Source organism: Paludibaculum fermentans (assembly GCF_015277775.1).
Classification (GTDB): Bacteria; Acidobacteriota; Terriglobia; order Bryobacterales; family Bryobacteraceae; genus Paludibaculum; species Paludibaculum fermentans.
Window position 1 is genome coordinate 3,164,670 of record NZ_CP063849.1, and the last position, 19,458, is coordinate 3,184,127.

The following is a 19,458-nucleotide window of genomic DNA, read 5'->3' on the forward strand; positions in this document are numbered from 1 at the left end:
GCCGGCGCACCAGACCGCGGCGGTCGATGAGCGAACTGGGAGCTTGGGGAAGGAGTCCGAGCAGGGGGGTCTTTAATGCTTGCCGCCGAGTGAATGCCACGAACGGCATTGTATGTCCATTTGAGGGGTCCATGGGGGAAGACGGCGGGTCTCCCCCCAATGGTGGAGAGTCAGGCCGCCTTGCGAACCGGCACCTTCAGCCGCTGATGCTTCGATTTGCCCGGTATTCGAACGACTTGCGGGACTGGAGCTCCGTTCTCACTCCCAGTCGCCCCCTGGAAGTACTCATCCGTGGGGAATAGCGGGTAAGGCTCAAGGGTCTTGTACGCCAGTCCGAGCTTGGCCTCAATGCGGTAGATGGCATGAAAGAGTAAACCGCGCTCCAGCTTCAACTGCCTGGCACACAGGCGCCATTCCGCCCCGAGCAGGTAGTGGGCGGAGAAGATCTGCCACTCCGCCGCATTCAGCGCTCTGCGTGAGACCAGGTAGAAATCGGCAAGAAACTCCTCATTCTTCCGGCCCCAGGTATTGCGGCATCCTCCGCGATGAGTCCCGTCGATGGAAGTGAGACTGAGGTTAGTCTGCTTCTCCAGGCAAAATCGGAATCGCGCGTAGCAGGCGCGAAAGATCGAACGCAGAACGCAACTGCACGGTCTCACATGGCCCCCGCGGACCAGGCGAACGCCCGTGCCGAAGCACTGGGAGCACGCGTTGGGCGCCAAAGCGAGGGTTTCAGATCGAGTCCACTCCATGATTCTCATTTCCTTCAATTGATACGCGGTGGTGTACCTGATGCAAACCATCCGCGGTGCCATGATTCGAATAGTACGTCTATATCCGAGATCGTCAACCCGGTGCGTGGAATCGATTTGAAGGGGCCGGGGAGAATGTGAGCTAGAAAGCTGACTACAGGCGACTTACCGGCAATGCAACTGGCGGAAAAAGGAGGCATTCCGCAGTGGATTTCGAGCTGCGATGGAGTACCAGTACTATCCTATTTCTAACAGAAATATGCCACTGTCACCCACGCGACTTACCCTCGCGACGCTGCAGCATCGGCTGCTCACTGCGGTGAAGCACCGTTTGAACAATGGCGAGTATACAGAGCGGAGTTTGTCGCGTCAGATTGGGGTCTCGCAACCCCACATGCATAATGTGCTGAAAGGAGTGAGGGGGTTCTCAACTGATTTCGGGGATGCGCTGCTCACCGGGCTGGATTTCAGCGTTGTCGACCTGATCGAAACGGATGAGCTGGGCTTCGCGTTGGAGCAAAGAAGATGCCGCAGCCTGCACTCCCGAATGGTGCCGGTATTGCGTGGACGGTTGGGCCCGGACGCTCCCTTTCCCAGCTGGGAAGACGTGATCGAGTGGTTTCCCCTCCCACGGACGTCCTTCGAGAATTCGGGCCGCCTGGCCATGGTCGAGGTGGGCGAAGACGCCGCACTGGCGCGAGCGTTCGGCCGTGCGGAGTTTGCCTTGCTGAGCCGCGATGAACCCGGCCGCATCACGCTGAGCGGGCGGCACTGGTACGCCATCCAGTGGGGCGGAGCGGGGCTGATCCGTCAGTTGCGCAGGGAGAATCAGCGCTTGATCGTGTTAGGCCAGTCCATGCTCACCGGCTATGAAGGGCCGACGCACTTGGAACTGCAGGATATCCCGCAGTTGCGCATTGTCAGGGCTCAGGTCGTTTGGGCAGGCAAGGACCCGCGCGCAGTCCGCGGCCTCAGCCGCTGGATCTAGACCGTGCCGCGCCCGGTGGCGGCAGCGACATACGTTTCCAGCACTTCCCGCGCGGTATCTTCCCAGCGGAAGAAGCGCGAGCGCTCCGCGCCACGCCGGACCAGTTCGGCCCGCAGGGCTTTGTCCAAAAGGACTTCCTTCATCCCGCGAGCTATGTCGAACACGTTGTCGGGGCTGACGATCATGGCGGCGTCGCCGACCACCTCCGGCAACGAAGTGGCATTGGAGCAGACGACCGGGGTACCCGAAGCCATGGCCTCCAACGGTGGAAGCCCGAATCCTTCATACAGGGAAGGAAAAACAAAAGCGGAGGCGGCCTCGTAGAAGACACGCAGCGTATCCAACGGAACGAAGCCAAGGAACCGGACTTGCTGCTCGATGCGCGACTGAATCACCGCCTGCCGGACGGCAGGATAGCGTGAAATCTCATCTCCGATGATGATGAGCCGCAGGTCACGCCACTGCGGCAGATCCTGGAGTTCGCCGCGCAGCAGGGAAAATGCCTCCACCAGGCGGGGAATGTTCTTCTGGGCACGAATCGTACCGGCGTACAACAGAAAGGGATAGTGGATCCCATAGCGCTCGAGAATGCGGCGGCGCTCGTGGGCCCAGGCCTCAGGACCGGCGGCACGGGCTCCAGGGCCAGGAATGTGATGTGTGAAGCGCGGATCGGCCCCGCCGTAAATGCGGCGGACGCGTTCAGCCGGGATGCCGAGAAGCTGGATCACGTCGTGACGGGTGGACTCACTGACCGCCATCACGCATTCCGCCCGCAGCAAGCCGCGGCGGATCTGCAGTTGGCGCAGCTCGTGTTTCCAGCCGGATGGAGCATCCCAGACCAGGCTGGACAGATCGTGCACCGTCACTACGTAGGGACGGGGCATGGCGATCGGTACGGCGTTCAGCGGAATGTGGGCGAGGTCCACCTGCTGGGAACGAACGAACCACGGGAAAGCTGCCTGATCCAGCGGCTCAGAGTCCTTCCGCTCATAGAACAACAGCTCGAAGTTGGCGGGCAGGCCGTCAAATTCGTGCTGATCTGCCTTGTGCGCAACTAAAAGGAAGTGGTGCGGAGCCCCGATTGCCACAAGGCCCCGCACCAGGTTCCGGATATAAGTGCCGAATCCGAAATCCCTGACGTGGCGGGCGTCGAGAAGGATGCGGAGCGGCATGGCTCGGTTCGTGTTGCCTGCGATCAGGCGTTCACGGTGGGCAGCTTCCAGGAATAGAGCGGGAAACGCTCCGTCAAAGCTGCCACGCGCTGGCGCACGGCAGCCAGGTTATCGAGGGAAGCCGGCGCATCCAGTACCTGGGCGATGAGCGCGGCCACCTCTTTCATTTCGGTCTCGCCGAAACCCCGCGTCGTAACGGCCGGGCTGCCCAGGCGTACGCCACTGGGGTTCAGCGGCGGATTGACATCAAACGGGATGGAGTTCTTGTTGACCGTGATGTAGGCCTCGTCCAGCGCCTTTTCGGCCTCCTTGCCGCGCAGGCCTTTGGAGAAGATGTCGACCAGCATCACATGCGAGTCGGTGCCACCCGAAACCACCCGGTAACCGTGCTCGATCATGCCGGCGGCCAGGGCCTTGGCATTCGCAACCACCTGGGTCTGGTACTGGACGAACTCAGGGCTCATCGCTTCCAGGAAGCAGACGGCCTTGGCTGCGATGACGTGGACCAGGGGTCCTCCCTGGAGACCCGGGAACACCACCTTATCGATGGCCGGACCAAACTGGGCCTGGGCCAGAATCATGCCGGAGCGGGGTCCGCGCAGGGTCTTATGGGTGGTGGAAGTGACGATATGGGCGTGTTCGCAGGGATTCGGGTAGATGCCCGCGGCGACCAGGCCCGAAAAGTGGGCCATGTCCACCATGAACAGCGCCCCGACCGAGTCGGCAATCTCGCGGAAGCGCTTGAAATCGATGATGCGGGAGTAAGCGCTGGCGCCCCCAACGATCATCTTCGGCTTATGTTCCTCGGCGAGACGGGCCAATTCGTCGTAATCGATGGTCTCATCGCCTTGTTTCACGCCGTAGGAGACCACGTGATACGTCTTGCCCGAGAAGTTCAGCGGATGGCCGTGTGTGAGGTGTCCGCCATGGGCCAGGCTCATGCCGAGAATGGTGTCGCCCGGCTGGAGCACCGCGGTATAGGCGGCCTGGTTGGCCTGCGAACCGGAGTGCGGCTGGACATTGGCGTATTCCGCCTTGAAAAGCTGCTTGGCGCGGTCGCGAGCCAGGTTTTCGACGATGTCGGCGTATTCGCAGCCACCGTAGTAGCGTTTCGCCGGATAGCCCTCAGCGTACTTATTGGTGAAGACACTGGAGGTGGCCTCGAGGATCGCCTCCGAGGTGAAGTTCTCGCTGGCGATGAGTTCCAACCGCGAGTTTTGCCGTTCGGTTTCGTGCCGGATCGCCTGGGCGACTTCGGGATCGACTTCGGCCAGGGTGCGGCTCATGCGCTGCTGTTCATTCATGCGGGATGGTCCTCCTGGGCTGTTTGGTTTTCCAAATCCATAATCTTGTCCACGCGACGCTGGTGGCGGCCTCCCAGGAACTCGGTATTGAGGAACACATCAATCAGGTGTTCGGCCTGCTGCCGGTTCATGTAGCGGGCCCCCAATGCGAGCACATTGGCGTCGTTGTGCTGCCGGGTGAGTGCCACTTCGTCGTCGTTAAATGCGAGAGCGCAGCGGATGCCGTGGATCTTGTTGGCCGCCATGGACATGCCGACTCCGGTGGAGCAGACCAGGATGCCGCGGTCAAACGCACCCTGGGCCACGGATCCGGCAACTGCGGAGGCATAGTCCGGGTAGTCTGTGGAATCCGGGGTGTTGGTCCCGAAGTCCTTGACTTCGAGTCCTTTACCCAGCAGAGCAACGCGCAATTCCTCTTTTAGAGCGAATCCGGCGTGGTCGGCTCCAATCGCGATTTTCATGAGGAAATAACGAGTTTAGCACGTGGAGTTCCGGAAGCCCGGTTTTGAGCCGAGGCACGCCGAAAGTGGCCTGGATCTCCCTGATTCAAGGGATGGTCCACGACTGCGGGGCATGCTACTCTGGGTGCCGGCTGGCCGGGCGGCTGGGGCTGCGTTAGCCGTTGGATGGTCTAGAGGGATGGCTGGACTGAGAGGGGTAACACTATGAAAACGCAAGTTCGTTTGGCATGCGTCGCAATTGCGGTCGTGCTGGGACAGGTGCAGGCGCAGACGGCTGAACCAAAGAAGGCCGAAGAGGTCTATAAGAACATCACGGAGCTGAAGGGCACACCCGCCGATCAGTTGCTGCCGGCGATGCAGTTCATCTCAGCCTCACTGGGGGTCCAGTGCTCGTTCTGCCACGTACAAGGCAAGAACGAGGCAGACGACAAAAAGGCGAAGCTCGACGCGCGCGAGATGATTGCCATGACCAATGCGATGAACAAGACCCACTTCAAGGGTCAGCGTGAGTTGACGTGCAATTCCTGCCATCACGGAGCCACTCACCCGGCGTCGATGCCTCCCGTGCAGACGTCCGACGAGGTGCATGCCGAGGCGCCTCGGCCCAGCGGTCCAACCCCCACCGCGGAGCAGATCCTCGACAAGTATGTGGAAGCCCTGGGCGGAGAACAGGCGATCCAGAAGGTGACCAGCCGCGTGATAAAGGGTGTGATTCTGGCCGGCGGCCAGGAATCGCCCATCGAAATCACGGCCAAGGCGCCGAACAAGCGCATTTCGGCGATGACGATGCCGAACGGGCAGAGCCTGACGGCGTTCGACGGGACCTCCGGCTGGCTGGGCAATACCGGCCGCCCGGCACGGGTGATGTCGGCAGCGGAATCCGATGCGGCCCGCATGGATGCCGAAATGTACATGGCCGTCAAGATAAAGTCGTTCTTCGAGTCGATCCGGCCCGGCCGTCCGGAGAAGATCGGGGACGTAGCCTGTGTGGCCTTGATGGGGATGCGTCCGGGGCAGCCGCCCGTGCGGATGTTCTTTGACCGCGGCACCGGCCTGCTGGTGCGGACCATCCGGTACACCGAGACGCCTCTCGGACGGAATCCGACCCAGATCGACTACGCTGACTATAAGGAAGTCGACGGTGTGAAGCTGCCGATGAAATGGACGCTGGCGCGGCCGAACGGCCGGTTCACCATCCAGATCAAGGAAGTCCAGCAGAACGTGCCGGTTGAGGATTCGAAGTTCGCGAAGCCGGCCGGCGAATAGCAGCTCTCACGATCCTCGCAGGGGAGGGAGGGCTCAGAATTCGGATGTCCTCCCTCCGAGCAGGCCCCCGGCCGCTATCCTCCGTGGCCAGCCAGCAGTTGCACGAGGCTGGCATGACCCATCTTCTCTGCCCAGGCCCTCGGCCTCGCCCACGGTTCACCGCCGGATTCCATCGGGTCTGCCCCGTGCTCCAGGAGGATCCTGGCCACCTGGAAACGGCCCCAGCGGCAGGCCCAGCCCAGGGGTGTACTGCGTAAGATCTCGTCACGGATACCCGTTTGAGCTCCGGCTTCCAGCAGGGCCTGCGCGAAGGGCGCCGCTTCTTCCTCCGTGACGTGGTCATCCATGGCGGCCACTTCGTGGAGCACCGTGCGGCCAAAGCCCCCCACCACGTTGGGATTGCAGCGGGCCAGCACCAGCCGGAAACACTCTATATAGGTGCCGCGATCCAGCTCCTGGTTGGCCGCATAGAGCCAGGGGATGTGGTTCCAGAAATCCAGCGATCGAGCCAGGTAACGGAACCAGCGAGGATCATCGCGTGGCCAGTCGATGCGCGGTAGAGCCATCCGCACGATCTCGGGAGCACCCCCGCTGCATCCGAACTCCACAAGATCCTCAGCGACCGAATGGCCCGGAGAGACAACGCCCTCGGGCAAGGCTCCGCTGGATTCGCCCTCGAGCAGTTTCCGCGCGAGGTCGGTCTGGCGGTAGATGGCCGCCGTATCCGGGCCGACGATCCCTCCGTGCCGGGTGAGCAGTTCCACCATTTCCCACTGCCGGTGGCTGAAGGCGCTGTACACAGGCGAACCGCTGGAGTCGACATGCTGGTTCAGGCTGGCGCCCCGGGCAATGAGGATCTCCGCCATCTCTCGCCGCCCCAGCGCGGCGCAGTGCCACAGAGGAAATGCCTGCGAGATAGCCGCCTGCTCGCCCTCCCCGAGGCGGATCCGTTCGTCGGGATCAAAGCCGAAATCCAGCAACTGGGTGAGGACTTCGGGCTGGTTGTGGCGGACGGCGATGGTGAGAAGACCGCCGGAGCCCCAGGTGATGGGATTCGCGAGACGGCCCTCGGCGTGGCGGGCCCGTAGCCATTCCACCTCTCCCAGGGCAGCGGCGGCGCAAGGAGTGAGAGCTGCTCCGGCCTGGCGCAACAGGCGGGCAACGGCGGCAAACTGCTCCGGGTCCACCCTACGCCGGCCCATGGCGGCCAGATCGAAGGGAGTGCGGCCCTCCTTGCCTGGCTGATTGGGGGCAGCGCCGTGTTGGAGCAGCCAGTTGACGAGAGCCGGATGCCGGACTGCGCACGCAATGTGGAGCGGCGTGTTGCCATCGCGGTCGAAAGCCGCGGCAAGCGCCGGATCGGCCTGCAGCATCGAGAGGGCCACCGCTTCATCACCCGCGGCGATGACGCCACTAAGATCGTCCTGAATGCTGCTCACCGGTGCTTCCGGAGCGCTCAGGGCTTCGCGGCGCTTCTGTTCCTCCGTTTCGATAATCTCGACTATCTCGTCAAATCCGCGTTCGGCGGCGAGTGTCGCTGCAGTGGTCGCATCCCGATGCGGGTCAATTCCGGCCCGGGCGTCGGCCCCGTGCTGCATGAGGAGCCTGGTCATTTCCGGTAGACGGTTCATGACCGCGAAATGGATGGGCCGGTGCTCGTCACCATAGGACATCGCCATGTTGGCGAGTTCCGGCCGGAGCTTCAGCAGCGCCTGGGCCCGCGGAATGTCGCCGGCACGCACAAACCCGGCGAGCCGGTGGACGGTGATCCCGTCCACGTGCGACTTGAGTTTCGGCCAGCTCTCGAAACCGTGGCTCCGCGCAAAGACCAATTGAGCCTGGTGGAGGGCAAAGCTGCGGGGATCGGCCCCGTGGTAGTAGGCGTTGACCTCAGCCACGGCAACGGGGTCGCCGTCGAGGAACGACTGAAGTAGTTCCTTAGCCTGGCGTTTCAGTTGATCGAGATCCGGCTGCGGCCGCAGTTTGCGAACCGGTGGATGATGGGACATGGTGAGCTCCTTCCGTGGCGGCGATGGCGCGCCGGCCGCTGCGCCCGGTGTCCGCTCGCTCGGGCAGAAAAGAGTTCATCCGCGGGATGGAAGTTAGAAGGAAACCAGGGGACGCAGTCCTTTCCGCGGACACGGAGGCCTCCTGGTGGCCCTGCCCGTAGTGTAACAACGGGGACGGGCGCTGTGGCGGTGGCACCGCGCGGCCCACCCGACAAGCCTGGTTGGCTGTTGTCCTCCCCCCCTCAGGAACCGGACAAGTTGGCAGGTTCCGTACATTTATTTGGGTGAGTCTCGGCTGACAACATGTCCGGCACAGCTTCCGCGAACTACAGGAATCCACAACAAATCAATCACTTACGAATGGCCACCGGACTGCAACAGCTGCGGTGCCCGGAGGAGACCGTGATGAAATCAACCCTAAGATCCCTGTTCGCCCTAGTCCTGACGATCGCTTCCCTGCCCGCGATCGACCTGCAGAAGATCTCACCGGACCTCAGGGATCGCAAGGACGACGCCACGGTGGAAGTGATCGTCCAGTTGGCGAACAAGGTGTCGACGACGGACGCGAGCAAGGTACAGGTTCTCGGCGGTCTCGTCCAGAAGCTACACACCTCATTGAATGGGATGACGATCTCGGTTCCGGCCAGCCTGGTCGCGAAACTCTCTGACGACCCCAACGTCGTATTCGTGACGCCCAACCGCAAGGTGGGCCGGATGCTCGACACGACCGTGGCCACCGTGGGCGGCGACCTGGCCCGGACCTGGGGCTACACCGGAGAGGGGGTGGGCGTCGCCGTGATCGACAGTGGCGTGACGAGTGTGAACGACCTCACCGGCAAGCTGGTCTCCCGTGTCGTCTATAGCGAGAGTTTTGTCGGCGGAACCACGACTGACGGGTATGGGCATGGCACCCACGTCGCCGGAATCATCGCAGGCGACGGCGACGACTCCCTGTACAACGGGGTACGCAAACTCACCGGTGTGGCTCCCGGCGTAAGGATCATCAGCCTCAAAGTCCTGGACGACACCGGGGTCGGCACCGATAGTGCGGTGCTGGCCGCCCTGGACCGCGTGCTCACGCTGAAAACCAAGTACAACATCCGTGTAGTCAACCTGTCGCTGGGCCGGCGGATCTACGAGTCATATGCGACGGACCCCCTCTGCAAGGCCGTGGAGGAGCTTTGGAAAGCGGGCATCGTAGTGGTAGTGGCGGCCGGCAATAACGGCCGGGATAACTCGATGGGCACCAAGGGCTACGGCACGATCAACTCGCCGGCAAACGACCCCTTCGTGATCACAGTGGGCGCGATGAAGGCCAACGGAACAACGTCTCGCGGAGACGATGCCATCGCCAGCTATAGCTCGAAGGGTCCGACGATGGTCGATCACATCGTGAAGCCCGACCTCGTGGCGCCGGGCAACAAGATTGTTTCCCTGCTCTCCTCACCGCTGGCTCAACTGCCGGCAAACAATCCCAGCACGCGCATTCCGGTTTCCTACTACCGCAATGACGGCACCAAGGGCCTCTCCAGCAGCTATTACATGATCAGCGGCACCAGCATGGCCACGCCAGTCGTCACCGGTGCGGTGGCGTTGATGCTGCAGAAGGAACCGGCACTCACTCCGGACCAGGTGAAGGCCCGGCTGATGAAAACAGCCTACAAATCGTTCCCCAGCTCCAGCGTCGCCGTTGAGCCCACGACGGGCGAGAAGTATCTCAGCTACTACGACATCTTTACCGTAGGGGCCGGCTACCTCGATATAGCAGCTGCGCTTTCGAACACTGAAGTCGCGCTGGGATCCGCTGCCTCGCCGGCTGCGACATTCAATAGCGCCAACGGAACCGTCTCGCTCGTCCTGCCCTCGGGTGTTGTCTGGGGCAGCGGGGTGGTGTGGGGTACGGGCGTCGTGTGGGGCACGGGTGTGGTTTGGGGCACCGGGGTCGTGTGGGGTACTGGGGTGGTCTGGGGCACCGGCAATCCTCAAGGGACAGGAGTGGTCTGGGGTACAGGTGTCGTCTGGGGCACAAGCCAGATTGTTGGCGAGAGCACCGTGGTGGGCGAGAACTAGGCCGTAGAGAGTCGTCCATTGGGGATACCCGCATGCCTAGAAGAGCGAGCTTCCTGATAGGCCTTGTCGCATCCGCCGGTGCCGGCGCTGTGCTGCACTCAGCCTGGACGTGGAATACTCACGATCCGCTGCTGTTTGCGGGACTGCTGGCCCTGGCGGTATGCCTGTCGACCTTGAAAATACCGTTGCCGCGGATGACAGGCACGGTCGCGGGGGGATTTGTCCCGGTACTGGCCAGCATCGCCTTGCTCTCCGCCAGCGAAACCGTGATCATCGCCCTGGCCACCGGGATCGTCCAGACGGTTTGGCGGCCGCGCGTGCGGCCCGCCTTCGTTCAGGTTGTCTTCAATGCGGCTGTACTCAGCCTGAGCGGGCTGGCCGCCTACCATGTAGCCCACTGGCCTGGGACCGGCATCACGGCCGCGGGCTCCGCCGCGATTCTGGGCTTGGCTGCCGCTACGGATTACCTGGTGGATAGCCTGCTGGTGTCGGCTGTACTCTGCCTGATCGAGGAGGGGCCGCTGTTCGGGATCTTCAGAAACTGCAACTTCTGGGCGCTGCCGTACTATCTGGTCGGCGTTATCGTGGTGAGCGGGGTAGTGAGCCTCGGAATCCTGCCCGGCTGGCGCATGGTGATCCCGACACTGCCATTGATGTGGTCGATCCACGACTGCTACCGGCGCTTTGTGGTCGTGCTGGCGCGCAGTGAATAACCGGATCCGTCGAAGAGCGGCGTTCCTGCACCGATGCTGTCTGTGCAATTCCCGACTCCGTCGCGAGCGGAATGGAGGCACGGCTGGGCGTCCGTCGTGCGGCCAACAGCGGGCAGCCGCCCGCCCATCTGGTCACCTCCCGACGCCCGCAGGCACGCGCCCCAACGGATCCGCCATCACTCGATGAAGGGATTGAAGAACGGCTTCTGGTCGGTCAACGCTTCCAGGAAGCTGACGATTGCATCTTCTTCGTCGTTGGTCAGCCCGAGATGACCCAGTTCGTCCCGGTTCACATTGTCCTCCACCTCGGGCGCGGGCCATTTCTCACTCTCCACATCCCGGGTGTTGTAGAAGTGGACCAACTCCTTCAGGGTCTGGAAATAGCCATTGTGTCCATAAGGCGGCGAGATGGCGATATTGCGGAGGGTCGAGACCTTGAACCGGCCGTTCTCCTGCGGACCCAGCAGTGCGCCCAAGCCGTAATCGACAGGCGCGGCCTTTGTCGCCTCGTGGATCAGATTCTTGGGGATGCCGAGATTGTCGTAAGTGAAATCGGTAAAAGGCGACCGGCGGCCCGACGGGTGGCACCCCGCACACTTAGCCTTGCCTTCAAAGAGCTGCAGTCCGGCCAGTTCCTTCTCGGTCAATTCGAGCTTTCCGGCCAGGTACCTGTCGTAGCGCGAACTGAAGGAATTCATCTCAGTGGAGCGCTCGAAAACCGCGATGGCATCCGCAATGGCGTCATAGGCGTCCGGCACAGCCGACGAACCGCCGCAGAGGCGGAAGCCGTAGGCCAATTTGAACAGGAGGCCGTAGTTGGAGCCGCAGACCTTCCGCACAACCGCGGCGCGGTCCGGATTGTTCATCTCCACCGGGTTTAAGAACGGCGCCTTGGCCTGGTCGGCCAGGCTCGCTGCGCGGCCATCCCAGAACTGCCCGCCGACATAGACCTGCTCGTCGTCGATGACCTGGTAGCCGGGTTCGGGACTGCCGAAGGCATAGGCCGCCGAAGGTGGATTCCGGTTCCCGGCGCGCCCGGCGACGGCCCCGCCCACGACCGCTACGAGCGGGTCGCCGTTTCCTTTGAAACCGTGCTTAGGGTCATGGCAGGAGGCGCAGGCTTGCCCGGCCGGCTCCGAAAGATTGGTATCCAGGAAGATGGCCTTCCCAACGAACTCTTTCAGGACTCTCATGCCTCCGTTCTGCTGACCCCATGTGACCGGACAGAAACCCAGGATGAGGGCTGATGTAATAAGAAGCTTCACGCGAGACTCTCCGACTGCTTGTTTTGGAATTTAGGCAGAATAGCAGTACTGCAAATGGTTTGCAAGAGCTAATAAGAGGGAGTCATGAAGAGAGGCATCCACGGGTATTTGCCAGGGGCTGGACGAGGGAACCAGGCGGTCGAATTCGAACCTGGAGCCTTTGCGGGACAACGACGGCGACTGGAATCTGGAGATTGCCGGACGCGCGGCCCGAAGGCTGCCGCGGATGGGCCCCGCTGTGTCTTTCACTTCGCAAATGGCTTGCAGCAGCGGCGGCCGCGCACCTGCTGGAGCCGCCAGCCGAGGCCGGTCACCGCCTTTGAAGCCCAGCGGTCCTCCGAATTCAGTAGAAAAATCACGCTGATCGAGGCGAACCTGTTCAAAAGAAGCCGGCACCGAATCAGATTCCCACTAATCAATCGTCAAGATTCAGCCGATGTCCTAATGTAGGTATCACTGCGACCTTCTCGCGTTGGGCGGGGTGGCGGGTGCAATTCCGCTTCAGGAGAAGATTTTGGCGCGAGCGCCAAAGCTCAGAGACTCGATACTCATCGCCGCGTTGTTGGTGCCCTCGTTACAGGCTCAAAGGTATAGCTTCAAAACCTATGGCCAGGAGCAGGGGCTGAGCAATCTGGCGACGGAATGCCTGTTCCAGGACCGGACCGGATATCTCTGGGTCGGCACCCAAAACGGCTTGTTCCGCTATGATGGCGCAGTATTTGCGCGTTTTGGCGAGGCTGACGGGCTGCCCAGTTCCACCGTGGACAGCATCGTGGAATCCTCCGACGGTGTGCTTTGGGTGGCTACCTCTCATGGGCTGGCACGGCGCCGCGGTTCGCGGTTCGAGGCCTTCGCTTTCAAGCAGTCCGTCGAGAGTGCGGGGCGCTTCGGATTGGCCAGCGATGCGACGGGGCGGTTATACCTCACCACCAATGCCGGGATTCTGCAGTCCTCTCAGCCCGCAGGCGGTGCGGAGCCGAAATTCGAGCCGATCCCCGGTCAACCCTCCGGTCATGCCTACGGAGTGCATGTGGAACAGGGCGGCGTCATCTGGTATGGCTGCGGCTCGGGTGTTTGCCGGATCGAGAACGGCCGGACGGAGTCGTTTGGCCAGGACCAGGGCGTGCCGGCCGACCGCTGGGACGCGCTGCTGACAGACCGGGAAGGCACGGTTTGGATCCGAAGCTCAAAGCGTTTGCTGCTGAAACAGAAAGCCGGCACCCGGTTTTCCGCGCCACTACGCAATATACCGTCGAACGGTGATTTTGCCACGCTGGCGGCGGGCAAGGATGGGGAACTCTTCGTCCCGACGGATGACGGCGTCTGGGAGTTCGCACACGGTCAATGGCGAGTAACCGGGCAGGAGCAGGGCCTGATCGCGGCGGCAACCAGCGCGGTGTTGCAGGATCGTGAAGGTTCCCTCTGGATTGGATTGTGGGGCACGGGCCTGTCCCGTTGGGTGGGCCGGAACGAATGGGAGGGCTGGACCCGGGCTGAGGGATTGAGCGGAGAACACGTCTGGAAGATGGCGCGCGACCTCCAGGGCCAGTTGTGGGTGGCGACCGACAATGGGCTGAACCAGATGCGCATGGATGCTCGCACGGGAAAGGTGGGATGGCGCCTCTGGACCGAGGCGAACGGTCTGGCCGCCAACAAAACAAGATCCCTAGCTCTGGGACCGGACGGCGCGCTTTGGGCCGGCAGTTCTCCGGGCGGTATTTCGCGGATTCAGCCGGTGACGGGGCAGGTCCAGACTTTCGCACTGCCGCGCGTACCCGGCAGCGATCGCATCTGGACGCTCACCTTCGACAAGTCGGGCAGGCTGTGGGCAGCGACGCGTGGCGGCCTGTTCTCTGCGGTTCCACTGAGTGGAAAGACTGAGTTTCAGAAGCAGGAACTACCGAACGGAGATGCCGGCGAAACAGTCTCCACCGTCCTCGAAGACCGGCAGGGGCGGTTCTGGGCGGCTGGCACCAGGGGCTTGGCGCGCCGCGAAAACGGCGTTTGGCGAAGGTTCACCAAACAGGACGGATTGGCCTCCACCGCGGCCGGTTTCCTCGCCGAGGGAGCAGACGGAAGCATCTGGGTAGGCTACCGGGATAGAAGCGGTGTCTCGCAGGTGAAGGTGGACGGCGAACGCCTGTCGGTCAAGACGTTCACCCCGCAATCCGGCCTGCATTCCGGACAGGCGATTTTTGTCAAAGTCGACCGGCGCGGGTGGGTTTGGTTTGGTACCGATCAGGGCATCGACGTTCTCATCGGGAAACGCTGGCATCACTTCGGGCGGCAGGACGGGCTGATCTGGGACGACTGCAATACGGATGCCTTCTTCGAGGACAATGACGGCAGCGTCTGGATCGGCACGAGCCGGGGCATGGCCCACTATCGCGTGCCTGTCTCCAGGCCGGCGCTGGACGGGCCGCGCGTGGAATTCACGCGATTTCAATTGGGCGATCGCACCCCGGACCTCGACCAGCCCATCGTGGAACCCTACCGCAATCGCACGCTTTCCGCGCAACTTTCCGTCCTGACGTTTCTGGCCGAGGGAGATGTCCTCTGCAGGTACCGCCTGGTCGGCCTGGATGACGATTGGCTCGAAACAAAACAGCGCGAGGTGCGCTTCCCCAACCTGCCACCCGGCAGGTACGTATTGGAAGCCACGGCCCGCAATGCCGCCGGGATTTGGAGCAAGGTGACCGCCCAGGTCCGCTTCACCATCCAGCCGCCGTGGTGGGGGACCTGGTGGTTCCGCACCGTCATCGTCCTCACCATCCTCCTGGTGCTCGCCGCCGTCATTCTCTGGAGAACGCGGCGCCTGCTCTCCCAGAGCGCCCGCTTGGAAGCGGCGGTCAAGGAACGTACCCAGCAGTTAAGAATCGAGCAGGACCGCATCGTAGGCCAGAATGCCGAGATCGAACGGCTGCTCGAACAAGCCCGCCAGGCGAATCTGCTGAAGGATGAGTTCCTGGCCAACATGAGTCACGAAATCCGAACGCCCATGAACGGCATCATCGGCATGATCAATGTGACCCTGGCCCAGGCCGTCAACGCGGAGCAGCAGGAATCGCTTCACATGGTGAAATCCTGTGCCCAGTCGCTGCTGCACATCCTGAACGACATCCTGGACTTCTCGAAGATCGAGGCGGGCAAACTGGAGATCGCGGCGGCTCCGTTCCGGCTGAGGGAACTGATGGAGGGCGCTTGCGCGACATTCCTCGCCGTCGCACGGGAAAAAGGCATCCGCCTGACGTGGGACATCGCGCGGGATGTTCCAGAGTGGCTGGAGTGCGACGAACGCCGCATCCGGCAGGTCCTGCTGAATCTCATTGGGAATGCGCTCAAGTTCACCCACGAGGGCGAAGTACACGTTGCCGCTAGCGCCGAAGCCTCGGACGGCGGCTCGCTCGAGTTGCATTTTGCCGTCAGCGATACGGGGATCGGCATCCCGGAAGCAGCACGCGCTTTGATCTTCGAAGCCTTCCGGCAGGCGGATGGAACCACGTCCCGAAACTACGGCGGCACCGGCTTGGGCCTGACCATTTCCTCGCGGCTGGTCCACCTCATGGGCGGCCGGATTCAGGTCGACAGCGATCCCGGCAGGGGGAGCACTTTCCGTTTCTGGGTGCATGCCAACGCGGTCGCGGCTCGGCCTGAGCCGGTGCCAGCCAGCTCCTCGGAAACCGAGGGCGTTACCTCGTCTCCACTTCACATCCTGCTGGCCGAAGACAATGTCGTGAATCAAAGGGTGGCTGTGGCGCTATTGAAGAAGCGCGGCCACGCCGTGGAGGTCGTCAACAATGGGCGCCAGGCGGTGGAGCGATCGGAATCCAGAAGCTTCGACCGGATTCTGATGGACCTCCAAATGCCAGAGATGGACGGCTGGACCGCGACACAGTTGATTCGCGAACGGGAGCGCATCACAGGTTGCCGGGTGCCCATTCTCGCGCTCACCGCCCACGCGATGAACCACGTTCAACAGCGCTGCCTGGAGATCGGCATGGATGCGGTCATCGTAAAGCCGTTTGACCCGGTGCAGTTTTATCGAACGCTGGAACAGGAGCCGCCCCGGCCCCTCTCCACCGGGAGTCCGGAGTGCGTGCAGTCGTCCTCCTGACGCTGGCGCCCGCGCCCAACGTTTCTATCCGGCGGCTAACCGGCTGACCGAATGCGGTCGAATGACGTGTGGAGGGCACTCCTCCAGCTGCGGCGCCAGACTCCCGATAGCCCGCCAGGTCGGGCGCAGTGAGCGCGCAACCACCACCCAACGCCGGTACGAAAGTGGGCCTTTGGTTGCTACCAGATACTAGGATGGCACGGGCGTGTGCCGGCCTCTTGTGCCCGAATGTGGATTGATTGGACAATCGTGCAAGGTTCTGGATCGGAGGGATTCATGCGAGGGATTCGGATCGGGCATAGTGTACTGGGCCTGGCGCTGGCGGTGCTGTTGTCAGCGCCCAATGCGTCCGCTTATTCGGTCCTGGCCCACGAAGCGATTATCGACTCCGCCTGGGATATCTCCCTCAAACCCCTGTTGCTGCAACGCTTTCCGAACTCCACACCGGAGCAGTTAAAAGAAGCCCATGCCTATGCCTACGGAGGCAGCATTCTGCAGGACATGGGCTATTACCCGTTCGGCTCGAAGCTGTTCACTGACCTGCTGCACTACGTCCGAAGCGGCGATTTCGTACTCAACCTGCTGCGCGATTCCGAGGATCTGAACGAATATGCCTTCGCTCTGGGCGCCCTGTCCCACTACGCTTCAGACAACAACGGCCACCGCATTGCCACCAACGTCGCCATCCCCATGCTGTACCCGAAACTGCGCCTGAAGTTCGGGAATCGAGTCACTTACGCGGATGATGCGTTGTCCCACGTGAAGACGGAACTGGCCTTTGACGTCCTGCAGGTGGCGCAGGGGCACTACGCCCCGGACAGCTACCACGGCTTTATCGGATTCCAGGTAGCGCGGCCTGTGCTGGAGCGCGCCTTTTTCGATACTTACGGCCTGAAACTGGGTGACGTCTTCACCAGCACCGGCCTCGCCATCGGCTCCTACCGCCACGCCGTCAGTTCGACGATTCCTGCGATGACACGAGTCGCGTGGCAGATGAAGAAGAAGGAGATCGTCCGGGATGCGCCAGGCACCACGCGCCGGAAGTTTCTCTACAACCTGTCCCGCGCCAGCTACCGCAAGGAATGGGGCAAGGAGTATCAGAAGCCGGGAATCCGGTCGAGAATTCTGGCGTTCTTCTTCAACATCCTGCCGCGCATCGGCAGGGCTCGCGCGCTGCGCTTCGAGACACCCACCCCCGCCGTCGAAAAGCTGTTCATGAAGAGTTTCAACGCAACGCTCGACCGTTACCGCGAGCTACTGGCCGCCACCCGCGCAGGCCGGCTGACGCTGCCGAACGAGAATTTTGATGTCGGCGAACCGACGGAGGCCGGCAAATACACCTTGGCCGACCGGACGTATGCCCAACTGCTGCTAAAACTCGACGGCCACTACGCGGACATGACTCCCGATCTGCGGCAGGACGTCCTTGCGTTCTACGGGGACCTCCACGCGCCCATATCCACCAAAACCGACACCACGGAATGGGCCAGGGTGATCAAAGCCGTCGACGAACTGAAGGCCCTGGAATCGGGTCCGAAGGCCGCGCCCGCCGCGCCCCGCAGCATCCCCAACAGCCCCCGAAGCCCCGAGTGACGGACGGCGGCGCACTCACCACTCTGTTGCGAGCACCCGGTCTTTACCCCCGGCCGCTATTCGCCCTTACCATTCGTACTGCTGCCCCAGGCAGCCGACGAACCCCAGGCGGCCGCACTCCCCCAAGCCGCGGAACTGCCCCAAGCCGCGGTGCTGCCCCACGCGGCGCTGCTACCCCAGGGCGAGGTGGAACCCCAGGCGGCCGAACTACCCCAGGCCGCGGCGGAGCCCCAGGCCGCAGTCGAACCCCAGGCGGCCGCACTCCCCCAAGCCGCGGCGGAGCCCCATGCTGCCGTCAAAGGCTCCAGTGAACGAGTGCCCCACACGTTGGCCAGGCTCCACAGGTTGTTGTCCCACACGGTCTGCGTCGCGGCGGTGAGCAGGGCTTGGCCGGCGGCCAGATTGTACGCAACCGCGGGCGAAGCAGCCGAACGGCTGGTGCTGTCGTAGATGTTCAACGCGCCCAACAGGTTCAAATAGCCGGCGCCCACGGTGTACATGTCGTAAGTTGCCGGGTAAACGGCCTGAGTCGTCGGATCCACGGTCACGCTGGCCACGGGGAAACTCTTCGACGCCGTCTTCATCAGCCGGGCCTTCACCGTATCGGGCGTCAGGCCGGGGGTGCGCTGCAGCATCAGTGCCGCCGCGCCACTCACCATCGGGGCCGCCATGCTCGTGCCGCTGAGACGCGCGTAACTGTCGTCCACTACGCTGGCAGGATAGGCGCGATCCAGCGTTGACCCGGGCGTTCGCAAAGACATGATCAGGTTGCCCGGCGCCACGAGATCCGGCTTCACAATCAGGTCGCCCCAGGTAGGGCCTTTGGAACTGTAACTCGCAATCTGATCATCGGACGTCGACTGCGTGTCGAGCGTCTTCATCGCCCCCACGGTGATAGCCAGCGGCGAATTCCCGGGCGACAGAATCGTGGAATAGCCATTGCGGCCGAAGTTGCCAGCGGCCACCACCACCACGATTCCCTTCTTCCAGGCCGCTTCCACAGCCTGCACCAACGGGTCATTCTTGTAACTCTCGTAGACGGGGCGGCCCACCGAGAGGTTGATGATCCGGATGTTGTACTTGCCGCTGAGCTGGACGGCCCGGTCGATCGCGGCGATGATCACGCTGTCGCTGCTCATCCCGTTGGCGTCCAGCACCCGCAAGTCGATCAGCTTGACACCCGGAGCAATGCCGGTGACGCCGGACTTCGACGAAGCTCCGTTGCCGGCAACGATCCCGGCTACGTGGCTGCCATGCCCGTAGTCATCGGCGTTCTTAGAGGCGACGAAGCTCTCCCGGTACACCACCCGTCCGGCGAGATCAGGGTGATTGGCGATCCCACTGTCCAGAACAGCCACGCCAATCCCGTCACCGGTGAGGCCATAGGAGGCTGCGAAGCTGGCGCCAATCGCGGCATGTGAGTAGTCGGTGGCACTCGCCAGGGTGGCGCCCACAGGGCGATCCAGCGAGATGTACTTCACGCTGGAGAGGTTCGCCAGCGACAGGATCGAGGCGACGGGCAGGGTCTGGGTGACTGCCGGGATAAGGGAGTAGAGCAGCCGGTTCACACCAGGCAACAAACCCACCAACCCCGTGACGGTCTGCAACAGGCCTGGCGGATTGAGCTGAACAATGACATCCACCTGCCTCTGGGAGTTGCCGGGGGTGTTCAGCAACGCGGCCAAGTCAGGCGCCAGCTTGGAATTCTGTCCGAACAGTCCAGTACTCATCGTTAGCAGGAGAGCAAGGGA

13 protein-coding genes are annotated in these 19,458 nt (G+C 62.6%); 6 read left to right on the forward strand and 7 right to left on the reverse strand.

Going from position 1 to position 19,458, the window contains the following annotated elements; translation table 11 throughout:
* Positions 1-170: 170 nt before the first annotated feature.
* Positions 171-752, reverse strand: a complete 582-nt coding sequence (locus tag IRI77_RS12335) for a hypothetical protein (protein WP_194452352.1) — start codon at positions 750-752, stop codon at positions 171-173.
* A 394-nt stretch (positions 753-1,146) separates the two neighbouring features.
* On the opposite strand from IRI77_RS12335, the gene IRI77_RS12340 reads away from it, so the two are divergent.
* Positions 1,147-1,740, forward strand: coding sequence for a hypothetical protein (locus IRI77_RS12340; RefSeq protein ID WP_194452353.1), 594 nt, complete (start codon positions 1,147-1,149; stop codon positions 1,738-1,740).
* Here IRI77_RS12340 and IRI77_RS12345 read toward each other — a convergent pair.
* From IRI77_RS12345 to rpiB, 3 genes are read right to left on the reverse strand one after another with little or no spacing between them, the layout of a single operon-like run.
* Entirely contained in the window at positions 1,737-2,912 is a 1,176-nt protein-coding gene (locus tag IRI77_RS12345) for a glycosyltransferase family 4 protein (protein ID WP_194452354.1), read from the reverse strand. The two genes, IRI77_RS12340 and IRI77_RS12345, sit on opposite strands and share 4 nt — an antisense overlap.
* A gap of 23 nt (positions 2,913-2,935) precedes the next feature.
* Entirely contained in the window at positions 2,936-4,216 is a 1,281-nt protein-coding gene (gene glyA / locus IRI77_RS12350; protein ID WP_323745346.1) for a serine hydroxymethyltransferase, read from the reverse strand.
* Positions 4,213-4,677, reverse strand: coding sequence for a ribose 5-phosphate isomerase B (gene rpiB / locus IRI77_RS12355; RefSeq protein ID WP_194452355.1), 465 nt, complete (start codon positions 4,675-4,677; stop codon positions 4,213-4,215). Before rpiB ends, glyA begins: the two co-directional genes overlap by 4 nt.
* Positions 4,678-4,881: 204 nt before the next feature.
* Between rpiB and IRI77_RS12360 the strand changes: the two genes are divergently transcribed.
* A complete protein-coding gene (locus IRI77_RS12360; RefSeq protein WP_194452356.1) occupies positions 4,882-5,943 on the forward strand; it encodes a photosynthetic reaction center cytochrome c subunit family protein in 1,062 nt (353 codons plus the stop codon).
* 74 nt (positions 5,944-6,017) lie between these two features.
* Here the strand turns inward: IRI77_RS12360 and IRI77_RS12365 are convergent, their stop codons facing one another.
* Positions 6,018-7,952 (reverse strand): ankyrin repeat domain-containing protein, encoded by a 1,935-nt coding sequence (locus IRI77_RS12365; RefSeq protein WP_194452357.1) that lies wholly within the window; start codon positions 7,950-7,952, stop codon positions 6,018-6,020.
* A gap of 405 nt (positions 7,953-8,357) precedes the next feature.
* Here IRI77_RS12365 and IRI77_RS12370 point away from each other — a divergent pair, with 405 nt between their 5' ends.
* A complete protein-coding gene (locus IRI77_RS12370; RefSeq protein WP_194452358.1) occupies positions 8,358-10,022 on the forward strand; it encodes a S8 family peptidase in 1,665 nt (554 codons plus the stop codon).
* Between the two features lie 32 nt (positions 10,023-10,054).
* Positions 10,055-10,735, forward strand: a complete 681-nt coding sequence (locus IRI77_RS12375) for a hypothetical protein (RefSeq protein WP_194452359.1) — start codon at positions 10,055-10,057, stop codon at positions 10,733-10,735.
* 176 nt (positions 10,736-10,911) lie between these two features.
* Here IRI77_RS12375 and IRI77_RS12380 read toward each other — a convergent pair whose 3' ends face one another.
* Positions 10,912-11,928 carry a cytochrome-c peroxidase gene (locus IRI77_RS12380; RefSeq protein ID WP_194452360.1) on the reverse strand — a complete coding sequence of 339 codons (1,017 nt, stop codon included), beginning with the start codon at positions 11,926-11,928 and terminating at the stop codon, positions 10,912-10,914.
* Positions 11,929-12,514: 586 nt separating this feature from the next.
* Between IRI77_RS12380 and IRI77_RS12385 the strand changes: the two genes are divergently transcribed.
* Positions 12,515-16,114: a hybrid sensor histidine kinase/response regulator gene (locus IRI77_RS12385; protein WP_194452361.1), complete on the forward strand. Its 3,600-nt coding sequence runs from the start codon at positions 12,515-12,517 to the stop codon at positions 16,112-16,114.
* A 276-nt stretch (positions 16,115-16,390) separates the two neighbouring features.
* Complete coding sequence (locus tag IRI77_RS12390) at positions 16,391-17,707, forward strand: zinc dependent phospholipase C family protein (RefSeq protein ID WP_194452362.1); 1,317 nt, start codon at positions 16,391-16,393, stop codon at positions 17,705-17,707.
* Between the two features lie 56 nt (positions 17,708-17,763).
* Here the strand turns inward: IRI77_RS12390 and IRI77_RS12395 are convergent, their stop codons facing one another.
* Complete coding sequence (locus IRI77_RS12395) at positions 17,764-19,437, reverse strand: S8 family peptidase (RefSeq protein WP_194452363.1); 1,674 nt, start codon at positions 19,435-19,437, stop codon at positions 17,764-17,766.
* Positions 19,438-19,458: the final 21 nt, after the last annotated feature.

Bases quoted from the DNA above. Each gene is read 5' to 3' on its own strand.
- IRI77_RS12335 (WP_194452352.1), bottom strand. From the start codon at position 752: ATGGAGTGGACTCGATCTGAAACCCTCGCTTTGGCGCCCAACGCGTGC.
- IRI77_RS12340 (WP_194452353.1), top strand. From the start codon at position 1,147: ATGCATAATGTGCTGAAAGGAGTGAGGGGGTTCTCAACTGATTTCGGG.
- IRI77_RS12345 (WP_194452354.1), bottom strand. From the start codon at position 2,912: ATGCCGCTCCGCATCCTTCTCGACGCCCGCCACGTCAGGGATTTCGGA.
- glyA (WP_323745346.1), bottom strand. From the start codon at position 4,216: ATGAATGAACAGCAGCGCATGAGCCGCACCCTGGCCGAAGTCGATCCC.
- rpiB (WP_194452355.1), bottom strand. From the start codon at position 4,677: ATGAAAATCGCGATTGGAGCCGACCACGCCGGATTCGCTCTAAAAGAG.
- IRI77_RS12360 (WP_194452356.1), top strand. From the start codon at position 4,882: ATGAAAACGCAAGTTCGTTTGGCATGCGTCGCAATTGCGGTCGTGCTG.
- IRI77_RS12365 (WP_194452357.1), bottom strand. From the start codon at position 7,952: ATGTCCCATCATCCACCGGTTCGCAAACTGCGGCCGCAGCCGGATCTC.
- IRI77_RS12370 (WP_194452358.1), top strand. From the start codon at position 8,358: ATGAAATCAACCCTAAGATCCCTGTTCGCCCTAGTCCTGACGATCGCT.
- IRI77_RS12375 (WP_194452359.1), top strand. From the start codon at position 10,055: ATGCCTAGAAGAGCGAGCTTCCTGATAGGCCTTGTCGCATCCGCCGGT.
- IRI77_RS12380 (WP_194452360.1), bottom strand. From the start codon at position 11,928: ATGAGAGTCCTGAAAGAGTTCGTTGGGAAGGCCATCTTCCTGGATACC.
- IRI77_RS12390 (WP_194452362.1), top strand. From the start codon at position 16,391: ATGCGAGGGATTCGGATCGGGCATAGTGTACTGGGCCTGGCGCTGGCG.
- IRI77_RS12395 (WP_194452363.1), bottom strand. From the start codon at position 19,437: ATGAGTACTGGACTGTTCGGACAGAATTCCAAGCTGGCGCCTGACTTG.